Genomic DNA, 12,075 nt, shown 5'->3' with positions numbered 1-12,075 from the left:
GGTGCCCAGCGCGCGAAGGGAGGGGCCATGACGGTCTACCTGGATCACGCGGCGACGACGCCCCTGCGCCCCGAAGCGCGCGACGCATGGCTGCGAGCTGCCGAGCTCGTCGGCAACGCGTCATCGATCCACGGCGGGGGTCAGGCCGCGCGGCGCCTTCTCGAGGAGTCGCGCGAGCGGCTCGCCGTCGTGCTGGACTGCGACCCCATCGAGGTCGTGTTCACCTCGGGCGGCACCGAATCGGTCAACCTCGCCCTCAAGGGTCTGTGGTGGGCGCGCGTCCCCGATGACGACGCGCTCGTTCTGCCCGACGGCGAGCACCACGCGACGATCGACGTCGTCGACTGGCTCGTCGCCTCGCAGGGCGCCACCGTGCGCGCCGTGCCCCTCGACCCGCACGGGCACATTCCGCTCAGCGCATGGCAGGCGGCGCTCCCCGGCGCCGCGCTGGCCACCGCGCTCGTGGCGGCGAACGAGACGGGCACCCTCAACGATGCGGCGGCGCTCTCGGCGACGGCGGCCGCGGCGGCGGTGCCGCTGCACCTCGACGCGATCGCCGCGCTGGGGCATGTTCCTGTCACGTTCTCGGCGTGGCGGGGGGATGCTGCGGCAGCGACGGGCCTCGTCGCCCTCAGCGTGTCGGGGCACAAGATCGGCGCTCCCGTCGGCACGGGCGCACTCGTCGTCGAGCGCACCGCCCGCATCGCCGCGCTCGTGCACGGCGGCGGGCAGCAGCGCCGGCTGCGCGCCGGAACGCAGGACGTCGCGGGCGCCGCGGCGTTCGCCGTCGCTGCCGAGCTGGTGACCGCCGAACTCACGCGAGAGGCCGATCGCCTCGCCCCGCTGCGCGATGATCTCGTGCGCGGCATCCGCGCGGCTGTTCCGGATGCCGAGCTGCTCGGCGATCCAGAGGCTCGTCTTCCCGGCAATGCGCACGTGCTCTTCCCCGGGGCCGCGGGGGAGACCCTGCTGTTCCTGCTCGACCAGCGCGGCATCGCGGTGTCGACAGGCTCGGCGTGCCAGGCGGGCGTGCCCGAGCCCTCGCACGTCGTGCGCGCGCTCGGTCGCAGCGACGTCGAAGCACGCGAGGTCCTGCGTTTCACACTCGGCCGCACGACGACCGCCGCTGACATCGCCGCCGTCCTCGCGGTGCTTCCCGAGGTCGTCGAGCGAGCGCGCGCCGCCCGCTGACGGATCTGGTGGTCTCAGCGAACGCCGATCCGCGAGCTCGTAGACTGGAAAGATGCGCATTCTGGCAGCGATGAGCGGGGGAGTCGACTCCGCCGTGGCGACCGCGCGCGCCGTCGAGGCGGGGCACGAGGTCGTCGGCGTGCACCTCGCCCTCTCACGGGCCGGCGGCACGCTGCGCACCGGCAGTCGCGGCTGCTGCACCATCGAAGACGCCATGGATGCGCGACGCGCGGCCGACCTGCTCGGCATCCCGTTCTACGTGTGGGACTTCTCGGAACGCTTCCGCGACGACGTCATCGAGGACTTCGTCTCCGAGTACCGTGCGGGTCGCACCCCCAACCCGTGCATGCGCTGCAACGAGAAGATCAAGTTCGCAGCCCTGCTCGAACGCGCCATCGAGCTGGGATTCGACGCCGTCTGCACAGGGCATTACGCGACGCTCATCGACGGGCCCGACGGGCTCGAGCTGCACCGGGCTTCGGATGCCGCGAAGGACCAGTCCTACGTACTCGGCGTGCTCACGGCGCAGCAGCTCGCGCACACGTACTTCCCGCTGGGCGACACGCCGTCCAAGGCGCTCGTCCGGGCCGAGGCCGAGCGCCGCGGTCTGACGGTCGCGCAGAAACCGGACAGCCACGACATCTGCTTCATCCCCGACGGCGACACGCGGGGTTGGCTCGCCGAGCGCGTCGGCGCCGAGCGCGGCGACATCGTCGACCGCGCGGGCGACGTCGTCGGCTCACACGAAGGCGCGCACGCGTTCACGATCGGCCAGCGCCGCGGACTGCAGCTCGGGGTCCCGGCATCCGACGGCAAGCCTCGTTTCGTGCTCGAGGTGCGTCCCGTCTCGAACACCGTGGTCGTCGGCCCGAAAGAAGCGCTCGCCACCGCCCGCATCGGCGGGGACCGGTACACGTGGGCGGGGCGCCCTCAGCCTGCGGGCGAGTTCGCCTGCCACGTGCAGATCCGCGCGCACGCCGACCCCGTTCCGGCCGTCGCCGTGCTCGATGACGACGGCCTCACGGTCACCCCCGAGACGCCGTTCGACGGTGTGGCGACGGGGCAGACCGCCGTACTCTACGACGGCACGCGTGTCATCGGCCAGTTCACGATCGACCGCACAGAGTCGGCTGTTCCCGTCGCATCCTGACGACGTCGGAGGCCGCTCGTAGACTGTGCAGGTGGCTGATGGCGTACCTTCTGACCTTCCCGATCTGACACTCGAGCAGGCGCACGACGAGGCGGCCGACCTCACCGAGCGGATCATGGGCGCGCGCGAGGCGTACTACGGCGCCGACGCCGAGCTGGTCGATGATGCGACGTACGACGGGTGGATGCGGCGGCTCGAAGCGCTCGAGCGACGGTACCCCGAGTTGCAGGGCCAGGACTCGCCGACCCAGACCGTGGGCGCCGCCCAGTCATCGATGTTCGCGCCGGTGACGCACGCCGAGCGCATGCTGAGCCTCGACAACGTCTTCAGCGACGACGAACTCCGCGAATGGTGCGTCAAGACGCAGGCGGCCGCGGGGCGGGCCGTGCACTGGCTCACCGAGCTCAAGATCGATGGACTCGCGGTCAACCTGCGCTACGAACACGGGGTGCTGACGACAGCCGCGACGCGAGGCGACGGCCGGATCGGCGAAGACGTCACGGCGAACGCGCTCCGCGTCACCGGCATCCCGCAGCGGCTGTCGGGAACAGGTCACCCCGCGCTCGTCGAAGTGCGCGGTGAAGTGTTCATCCCCGTGGCGGCGTTCCGCGACCTCAATGCGCTGCAGGCACGCCTGCGCGAGCGGGTCATCGCCGACGCCCTCGCGCGGGGGATCGACGAGGATCGCGCCGCGCGCAGTGCAGCGCGCCGCTTCGCCGCGTTCGCCAATCCTCGCAACGCCGCCAGCGGCGGCCTGCGTCAGCAGCTCGAGAAGAAGTCCGGACTCGAACTCGAAGCCGGACTCGCGCGCCTGGACTCGCTGCGCCTCTTCGTGCACGGAATCGGCGCGTGGGAGGCGCCACCGGTCGGCGCGCAGAGCGAGGTCTACCGGCTCCTCGCCGAGTGGGGCCTGCCCACGAGCCCGTATGCGCGCACGTTCGACGACATCGACGGCGTGCTGGGCTTCGTCGAGTACTACGGCCAGCACCGGCACGACGTGGAGCATGAGCTCGATGGCATCGTCGTCAAGGTCGACGAGCTCGCCCTTCACGATGAGCTCGGCGCGACCAGTCGTGCGCCGCGATGGGCGATCGCCTACAAATACCCCCCTGAGCAGGTCAACACGAAGCTACTCGACATCGTCGTGTCGGTCGGCCGCACGGGGCGCGCGACGCCGTTCGCCGTCATGGCGCCCGCGCTCGTCGCAGGCTCGGTCGTGCGTCAGGCCACGCTGCACAATCAAGACGTCGTGCGGGCGAAGGGCGTGCTCATCGGCGACACCGTCGTGCTGCGCAAAGCCGGCGACGTGATCCCCGAGGTTCTGGGCCCTGTCGTCGAGCTTCGAGACGGCACCGAGCGTGAGTTCGTCATGCCGACCGACTGCCCCGAATGCGGCTCGCGGCTCGCACCCGCGAAAGAAGGCGACATCGATCTGCGATGCCCGAACACGCGGTCCTGCCCCGCCCAGGTGCGCGGCCGTGTCGAGCACATCGGGTCCCGCGGCGCTCTCGACATCGAGGCGCTCGGTGAAGTGACGGCCGCCGCGCTCACGCAGCCCTCGGTTCCTGAGCAACCGCCGCTCGACACCGAAGCAGGACTGTTCGATCTGACGCTTGACGAACTCGTGCCCATCGAGGTTCTCGTCCGCGACCCCGAGACAGGGCTGCCCCGGCAGGACGACGACGGCACGCCCAAGGTGCGCGCGCCGTTCCGGCGCAACCCCACCGCCGCCGAGCGCAAAGCGGGTCTGGAGGGCCCGCATCCGTCGGCGCAGGCGATCACGCTGCTCGACGAACTCGAGAAGGCGAAGACGAAAGAGCTCTGGCGCTTCCTCGTCGCGCTCAACATCCGCCACGTCGGACCGGTCGCGGCCCGCGCCCTGGCGCAGTGGTTCGGATCCGTCGAGGCGATCCGCACCGCCACGAGAGAGGAACTCGCATCGGTCGAGGGCGTCGGAGGCATCATCGCCGACTCACTGCGCGACTGGTTCGGCGTGGAGTGGCACCGCGAGATCATCGATCGCTGGCAGCGCGCGGGTGCGCAGCTGGCCACGCCCGGTCATCCGGGTCCGGGTGCAGCCGCCGCCGCGGGCGGCGTGCTCGATGGTGTGACGATCGTGGCGACCGGTTCGCTCGAAGGCTATACGCGTGAAGGCGCGCAAGAAGCCATCATCGCCGCGGGCGGCAAGGCGGCGTCGAGCGTGTCGAAGAAGACCGACTTCGTCGCGGCGGGGCCAGGAGCCGGGTCGAAGCTCGCGAAGGCCGAAGACCTCGGCCTTCGGATCATCGACGCGGCGCAGTTCCGCATCCTCGTGGAGCAGGGGCCGGCGGCGCTCGACGCGCTCGCCCCCGACGCCGGCTGATGACGGCTCGCTCGCGACGAGGCGTCAGCTGCCGGTCGTGAGGTTCAGGAGAGAATCCCGCACACGGCGACGCAGCACCTTTCCGATGAGCGACTTCGGCAGCTCGTCGACGACGAAGAGCCGGCGAGGCACCTTGTAGGGCGTCAGGATGCCGCGGGCGAACTCTCGGATCGCCTCGACATCGGGATGCTCGACGTCCGGTGAGACGACGATCGCGGCGACGACTTCTTCACCGGAGTGCTCGCTCGGCAATCCGACCACGGCTGCATCCTCGACGTCGGGGTGTTGCCGCAGTGCGATCTCGACCTCGGTGGGAGCGACGTTGAAGCCGCCGGTGATGATGAGCTCCTTGATCCGGTCCACGATGCGCACGAACCCGGCGTCGTCGATCGTGACGATGTCGCCCGTGCGGAACCAGCCGTCGACGAACACGGCTTCGGTCTCCTCTGGCTTTCCGTAATACCCGTGGAAGACCTGGGGCCCGCGCACGATGAGTTCGCCGCGTTCGCCCTGCGGCACGTCGACGGTCGGCTCGTCGGGGTCGACGACGCGACATTCGGTACCCGGCAGCGGGAGCCCGACGGTTCCGGGCACACGGTTCTCGGCGACGGGATTCGCCATCAGCACGGGGGAGCACTCCGACAGGCCATAGCCTTCGACCAGGTACCCGCCCGAGGCCTTCTCGAACGGAACCACGAGCTCATGCGGCAGCGCCATGGCACCGGAGATCGCCACCTCGGTGCCGCGCAGCGAGACGCCCTGCTCGATCGCCGCGGCAAGCAGCCGGTCGGCGATCGGAGGAACGAGCGGCAGCAGCGTCGGCGGGTGCTTCTTCATCACCTCGAGCACCATGTCCGGGTCGAAGCGCGGGAACAGCACGAGCCGAGCTCCCATCGACATGGCGAAGGTGAGGCAGAGCGTGAGCCCGTAGGCGTGGAACATCGGCAGCACCGCGTAGACGACGCACCCGTTGCCGCGCACGATCGACGGCACCCACAGCTGCGCCTGCTTCGCGTTGGCGAGCAGGTTGCCGTGGGTCAGCACGGCGCCCTTCGGGGTGCCGGTCGTGCCGCTCGTGTACTGGATGATCGCGATGTCGTCGATTGCGGGGTGCGGATGCGCCGCGGGCAGCGCCTCGTGGTGCAGCACGCTCTCCCACGGTGTGGCGCCGCTCACGTGCTCGGTGAGAGCGGCACGTGCATCCCGTGCTTTCGAGATCGGCAGACGCAGCATCGCGCGCATGCGCATCGGCATCGCCTTCGTGATGTCCACGCTCACGAGATGATCGACCCTCAGGTCGGCGGGGAACTCCTGCACCGTCGTGACGACCTTGCTCCACACGATCGCGTGCTTCGCGCCGTGGTCCTCGAACTGCTTGCGCAGTTCGCGCGGCGTGTAGAGGGGATTGTGCTCGATCGCGATCGCGCCGAGCCGCAGGATCGCGTAGAAGGCGATGATGTGCTGCGGGCAGTTCGGCAGGACGATCGCGACGGGGTCGCCCGCCTTGACTCCGAGAGCCTTCAGCCCTGCCGCCGCACGCTCGATCGAGGCGAGCAGCTCGCGGTACGACATGGTTCGGCCGAAGAACTGCAGCGCCGGCGCATCCGGATAGTCGCGCGCCGAGGCTTCGACGATATCCACGAGCGAGCCGGACACCACTCCGAGGTCTGCAGGCACTCCGTCGGCATAGCTGGCGATCCAGGGGCGCGGCGGGTTATACGTCGTCACGCAGACAGCCTAAGGCGGTCCGCCGTGAGACCCCACCGCTCGTAGAATGGGGGCGTGTCGGAAATCACCCCAGATCTCGTGCGCCATCTCGGCGTGCTCGCCCGCATCCAGCTGACCGATGAGGAGGTGCAGCGACTCACGGGACAACTCGATGTCATCGTCGACAACATCGCCAAGGTGTCCGAGGTCGCGACCCCTGACGTCGTCGCGACGAGTCACCCCATCCCGCTGCAGAACGTCTTCCGCCCCGACGTGCCGGGCGACATGCTGACGACCGCGCAGGTGCTGCAGAACGCTCCGGATGCCGCGGACGATCGGTTCCGCGTCACGGCGATCCTGGGGGAGGAGCAGTGAGCGACCTCACGCGGCTGAGCGCCGCCGACCTCGCCGACCGCCTGGCCTCCGGAGAGGTGTCGAGCGTCGAAGCGACCCAGGCACACCTCGATCGGATCGCCGCCGTCGACGGCGATGTGCACGCCTTCCTGCACGTCAGCGACCACGCCCTCGACGTCGCCGCCGACATCGACCGTCGCCGCGCGGCGGGCGAACATCTCGGACCTGTCGCGGGAGTCCCCCTCGCGATCAAGGACGTCCTCGTCACGACGGATATGCCCTCCACGAGCGGGTCCCGGATCCTCGAGGGCTACATGTCGCCCTACGACGCGACCGTCGTCGCGCGTGCCCGGGCGGCCGGTCTCGTGCCCCTCGGCAAGACGAACATGGATGAGTTCGCGATGGGCTCGTCGACCGAGCACTCCGCCTACGGTCCGACGCGCAACCCGTGGGATCTCGACCGCATCCCCGGAGGCTCCGGCGGAGGCTCCGCGGCAGCCGTCGCGGCCTTCGAAGCCCCGCTCGCGCTGGGCTCGGACACCGGCGGCTCGATCCGCCAACCCGCTCACGTGACCGGCACCGTGGGTATGAAGCCCACCTACGGCGGCGTGAGCCGGTACGGCGCGATCGCCCTGGCGTCCTCTCTCGACCAGGTCGGCCCCGTGACCCGCACGGTCCTCGACGCCGGACTGCTGCACGACGTCATCGGCGGCCACGACCCGCACGACTCGACGTCGCTCTCGGACGTGTGGCCGTCATTCGCGCAGGCCGCGCGAGACGGAGCATCGGGCGAGGTGCTGAAGGGCCTGCGCGTGGGCGTCATCCGCGAACTGGCCGACGGAGCATTCCAGGCCGGCGTCGCCGAGTCGTTCCGGCAGTCGCTCGCCCTTCTCGAGGCGAACGGCGCCGAGATCGTCGAGGTCAGCGCGCCGCACTTCGAGTACGGTGTCGCCGCCTACTACCTGATCCTTCCCGCCGAGGCGTCGAGCAACCTTGCGAAGTTCGACTCCGTCCGCTTCGGCATGCGCGTCACGCCCCACGCGACGGCCACCGTCGAAGAGGTCATGGCCGCCACCCGTGAGGCAGGCTTCGGCGACGAGGTGAAGCGCCGCGTGATCCTCGGCACCTATGCCCTTTCGGCGGGCTACTACGACGCGTACTACGGCTCGGCGCAGAAGGTGCGCACGCTCATCCAGCGCGACTTCGACGAGGCGTTCGCGCAGGTCGACGTCATCGCGACGCCCTCGGCGCCCACGACGGCGTTCCGACTCGGCGAGAAGATCGACGACCCGCTGCAGATGTACCTCAACGACGTCACGACGATCCCGGCCAACCTCGCCGGCGTGCCGGGGATCTCGATTCCGTCGGGGCTCGCCGCCGAGGACGGCCTGCCGGTCGGCATCCAGTTGCTCGCTCCCGCGCGCGAAGACGCCCGGCTCTACCGGGTCGGCGCAGCGCTCGAGACCGCACTGGTGGATTCCTGGGGCGGACCGCTGCTGGACAGAGCGCCGGCTCTCGGAACGAACGGAGGTGCCCTCTGATGGCGAAGGACAAGCTGATGGACTTCGACGCGGCACTCGAGATGTTCGAGCCCGTGCTCGGCTTCGAGGTACACGTCGAGCTCAACACGGCGACGAAGATGTTCTCGTCGGCGGCCAACCCCGCGAACTCCGCCAACCACGGCGCGCCGCCCAACTCGCTCGTCGCGGCCGTGGACATCGGTCTGCCCGGTTCGCTGCCCGTCGTGAACGAGACGGCGATCCGGTACTCGATCAGCCTGGGCCTCGCCCTCGGCTGCTCGATCGCCCCGACGAGCCGGTTCGCGCGGAAGAACTACTTCTACCCCGATCTGGGCAAGAATTACCAGATCTCGCAGTACGACGAGCCCATCGCCTTCGAGGGTGAGATCGACGTCGAGCTGTCGGACGGCACGATCGTTGCGATTCCGATCGAGCGGGCCCACATGGAAGAGGATGCCGGCAAGCTGACCCACGTCGGCGGGGCGACGGGGCGCATTCAGGGCGCCGAGTACTCCCTCGTGGACTACAACCGTGCCGGTGTGCCGCTCGTCGAGATCGTGACCAAGACGATCTTCGGCGCCGAGCACCGTGCACCCGAGATCGCGAAGGCGTACGTGCAGACGATCCGCGACGTCGTGATCGGGCTCGGCATCTCGGATGCCCGTCTCGAGCGCGGAAACCTGCGCTGCGACGCCAACGTCTCACTTCGTCGTCGCACGCCCGCCGGCGAGCCCGACGAGCCGCTCGGCACCCGCACCGAGACGAAGAACGTCAACTCGATGCGCTCGGTCGAACGCGCCGTGCGCTACGAGATCCAGCGGCAGGCGGCGATCCTGGCTGCAGGCGGGACCATCACGCAGGAGACGCGTCACTGGCACGAGGACACCGGCGCGACGTCTCCGGGCCGTCCCAAGTCCGACGCCGACGACTATCGGTATTTCCCCGAGCCCGATCTGCTGCCCGTCGTGCCTGCTCCCGAGCTGATCGAAGAGCTGCGTGCCGCGCTTCCCGAGCCTCCCGCGGCGCGTCGACGCCGTCTCAAGGCGGATTGGGGCTTCACCGATCTCGAGTTCCAGGACGTCGTCAACGGCGGACTCCTCGCCGAGGTCGAAGCGACCATCGCCGCCGGAGCGTCGCCCGCTGCCGCGCGCAAGTGGTGGACCGGTGAGCTGTCGCGCGTCGCGAATGCCGCGGGCAAGGAGCCGGCTGAACTGGTCGAGCCGACCGCCGTCGCGGAGCTGCAGAAGCTCGTCGAAAGCGGCACGCTCACCGACAAGCTCGCGCGCCAGGTGCTCGAAGGCATGATTGCGGGCGAAGGAACGCCGCAGCAGATCGTCGATGCGCGGGGTCTTGCGGTCGTTTCCGACGACGGTGCCCTGATCGCGGCGATCGACGACGCACTCGCGTCACAGCCGGACGTCCTGGCGAAGATCCGCGACGGCAAGGTGCAAGCGGCCGGTGCCGTCATCGGTGCAGTCATGAAGGCGATGCGGGGCCAGGCGGACGCCGCGCGCGTGCGCGAACTGGTCCTCGAGCGCGCAGCAGGCTGACCTCTCGTCTCGGGCGCCGGATGTCGGCGCCCGAGACGAGAATGGACGTATGGGGCGAGGCGACGGCAGCGGGCGGATGGTGTCACCGCGGGATGCGGACGACACCGGCACCGGCATCCTGCATGTCGACATGGACGCCTTCTATGCCGCTGTCGCTGTGCTCGATGATCCGAGCCTCGCCGGCAAGCCCATCATCATCGGCGCCCCCGAGAGCCGCTCGGTGGTCTCGAGCGCGTCCTATGAGGCGCGTCGGTTCGGTGTGCGCTCGGCGATGCCCGTCGGGCAGGCGCTGCGGCTGTGCCCCACGGCGATCGTCGTCCCGCCGCGGTTCGACCGATACCTCGCACTGTCCGCACAGGTCATGGCCGTCTTCCGCGACGTGACGCCGCTCGTCGAGCCCCTGTCGATCGATGAGGCCTTCCTCGACGTGCGCGGCGCCCGACGGCTGTGGGGGAGTCCCGGCATGATCGCCCGGATGCTGCGCATCCAGGTGCACGAAGCCACGGGCCTGACATGCTCGATCGGCGTGGCGGCGACGAAGCACATCGCGAAGATGGCATCGACCGCGTCCAAACCTGACGGCCTGCTCATCGTGACACCGGCCGACACCGAGGCCTTCCTCGCGCCGCGTTCTGTGCGGGCGCTGTGGGGCATCGGGCCCAAAGCAGGCGACGCGCTCGAGCGCCGCGGCATCCGTACCGTCGCCGATGTGCTCGACGAACCGCGCGAGGTGCTCGAACGCGCGCTCGGCCCGGCACTCGGTGATCGTCTGTGGCATCTCGCGAGGGGAATCGGTCCTCGCCCCGTCGACACGACGCGGATCGAGAAGAGCATCGGACACGAAGAGACCTTCCACGAGGACATCGCCGATGACACCGTGCTGAGGGCCGAGCTGAGGCGTCTCTCCGACCGGGTGGGTGCGCGCCTGCGGGAGCACGGGTGGGAGGCGTCGACCGTGTCGATCAAGGTGCGCTTCGCCGATTTCACGACCATCACGCGCTCCCAGACGCTCACCGAGCCCACCGCCGTCGGGCAGCGCATCGGCAGCGCTGCCCACGATCTGTTCGCCGGCGTCGACCGCGGGCTGCCCGTGCGGCTCGTGGGTGTGCGCGCCGAGAAGCTCAGCCCATCGGGCTCCGGTGCACCGGCTCTCTGGGACGACGACGAGGGATGGCGCCGGATCGAAGGCGCCCTCGACGGAGCAGCCACGAAGTTCGGTCGCAACGCCGTGACGCGGGCGACGCTGCTCGGCAACCGCCGTGACGGCGGTTCGCTGCCCTCGCATCCGCGAACCCCGAGGGCGCAGTGAGTCCGCTCTGGGAATGACCGGCGCGGGCGGGTAGCGTGGTGGCATGGCCAACATCGCTCTCGAACTGTCCAAGCAATCCGCCTCGCTCGGCGTGAAGAGCGTCTACGGCGAACCTCAGGACATCGATGGTGTCACCTTCATCCCCGTCGCGCTGACATGGTCGGGCTTCGGTGGCGGCGCCGATGAGCAAGGCAACGGCGGCGGCGGGGGCGGCGGCTACGCGGTTCCCATGGGTGCGTATGTCCGCAAGGGAGACGACCTACGGTTCGAGCCGAACCTGGTCTCGCTGCTGGCGGTCGGGATCCCGTTCGTGTGGATCGCCGGGCGTGCGCTCAGCCGTGTCATCCGCGCCCTCAAGAAGTAACGCCGACGCCGTCGGAGAGGCCCTCAGCGCCGCGACGTCGCTCGTTCTCCACGCGGCTGCGTCCGTCTCGGCCGCGAACCCCGTCATTCTCATCGACGGGCGAAGCGGAGCGGGAAAGTCCTCCCTCGCGCGCCGCACCGTCTCGCAGTGGCCTCACGGCTCCCGTGTCCAGCTCGTTGCGCTGGATTCCCTGTATCCGGGGTGGGACGGCCTTGAAGCCGGCGTCGAGCGCGCGCTTGAGGACATCCTGCGGCCACACGCGCGGGGCATGATCGGCGTGTGGCAGCGGTGGGACTGGCACGAGGAGCGGACCGCCGAAGCCCACGCGGTTGATCCGGCGCTTCCGCTCATCATCGAGGGTGCGGGAATTCTCACGCCCCAGACCGCCGAGCTCGCCGACGTCCGGGTGTGGTGTGAGTCGCCGTCGGCATCACGCCGCCGGCGCGCGCTCGATCGCGACGGAGACACGTATCGCCCGCACTGGGAGCGGTGGGCTCTGCAGGAACAGGCGCACATCGATCGCCACGACCCCGCCGCGTTGGCGACGCTGCGCGTCGAGGTGCCGTGA

The 12,075-nt window shown here is 69.8% G+C and carries 10 protein-coding genes; 9 read left to right on the top strand and 1 reads right to left on the bottom strand.

Annotation, left to right across the window (positions count from 1 at the left end):
* The first annotated feature begins 27 nt into the window (after window positions 1-27).
* From AC25YV_RS08110 to ligA, 3 genes are read left to right on the top strand one after another with little or no spacing between them, the layout of a single operon-like run.
* On the top strand, window positions 28-1,191 hold the full coding sequence (locus tag AC25YV_RS08110) for a cysteine desulfurase family protein (RefSeq protein WP_488123318.1): 1,164 nt from the start codon (window positions 28-30) through the stop codon (window positions 1,189-1,191).
* Between the two features lie 52 nt (window positions 1,192-1,243).
* A complete protein-coding gene (gene mnmA, locus AC25YV_RS08105; protein ID WP_488123317.1) occupies window positions 1,244-2,341 on the top strand; it encodes a tRNA 2-thiouridine(34) synthase MnmA in 1,098 nt (365 codons plus the stop codon).
* 31 nt (window positions 2,342-2,372) lie between these two features.
* Complete coding sequence (gene ligA / locus AC25YV_RS08100; protein ID WP_488123316.1) at window positions 2,373-4,703, top strand: NAD-dependent DNA ligase LigA; 2,331 nt, start codon at window positions 2,373-2,375, stop codon at window positions 4,701-4,703.
* Window positions 4,704-4,727: 24 nt separating this feature from the next.
* Here ligA and AC25YV_RS08095 read toward each other — a convergent pair whose 3' ends face one another.
* On the bottom strand, window positions 4,728-6,431 hold the full coding sequence (locus tag AC25YV_RS08095) for a long-chain-fatty-acid--CoA ligase (protein WP_488123315.1): 1,704 nt from the start codon (window positions 6,429-6,431) through the stop codon (window positions 4,728-4,730).
* Between the two features lie 54 nt (window positions 6,432-6,485).
* Here AC25YV_RS08095 and gatC point away from each other — a divergent pair, with 54 nt between their 5' ends.
* The 6 genes from gatC to AC25YV_RS08065 are packed head-to-tail and all read left to right on the top strand — an operon-like array spanning window position 6,486 to window position 12,075.
* The gene (gene gatC, locus AC25YV_RS08090; RefSeq protein ID WP_488123314.1) at window positions 6,486-6,785 is read left to right on the top strand and encodes an Asp-tRNA(Asn)/Glu-tRNA(Gln) amidotransferase subunit GatC; all 300 of its coding nucleotides are present in this window, start codon (window positions 6,486-6,488) and stop codon (window positions 6,783-6,785) included.
* Window positions 6,782-8,305, top strand: a complete 1,524-nt coding sequence (gene gatA / locus AC25YV_RS08085; RefSeq protein WP_488123313.1) for an Asp-tRNA(Asn)/Glu-tRNA(Gln) amidotransferase subunit GatA — start codon at window positions 6,782-6,784, stop codon at window positions 8,303-8,305. Before gatC ends, gatA begins: the two co-directional genes overlap by 4 nt.
* Complete coding sequence (gene gatB, locus AC25YV_RS08080) at window positions 8,305-9,834, top strand: Asp-tRNA(Asn)/Glu-tRNA(Gln) amidotransferase subunit GatB (protein ID WP_488123312.1); 1,530 nt, start codon at window positions 8,305-8,307, stop codon at window positions 9,832-9,834. The genes gatA and gatB overlap by 1 nt, the downstream gene beginning before the upstream one ends.
* Before the next feature lie 49 nt (window positions 9,835-9,883).
* The gene (gene dinB / locus AC25YV_RS08075) at window positions 9,884-11,143 is read left to right on the top strand and encodes a DNA polymerase IV (protein ID WP_488123311.1); all 1,260 of its coding nucleotides are present in this window, start codon (window positions 9,884-9,886) and stop codon (window positions 11,141-11,143) included.
* Between the two features lie 43 nt (window positions 11,144-11,186).
* Window positions 11,187-11,507 carry a hypothetical protein gene (locus AC25YV_RS08070; RefSeq protein WP_488123310.1) on the top strand — a complete coding sequence of 107 codons (321 nt, stop codon included), beginning with the start codon at window positions 11,187-11,189 and terminating at the stop codon, window positions 11,505-11,507.
* Window positions 11,482-12,075 (top strand): nucleoside/nucleotide kinase family protein, encoded by a 594-nt coding sequence (locus tag AC25YV_RS08065; RefSeq protein ID WP_488123309.1) that lies wholly within the window; start codon window positions 11,482-11,484, stop codon window positions 12,073-12,075. Before AC25YV_RS08070 ends, AC25YV_RS08065 begins: the two co-directional genes overlap by 26 nt.

This window comes from Microbacterium sp. Y832, assembly GCF_057669765.1.
This window is presented reverse-complemented; position numbering and strand designations above follow the sequence as displayed.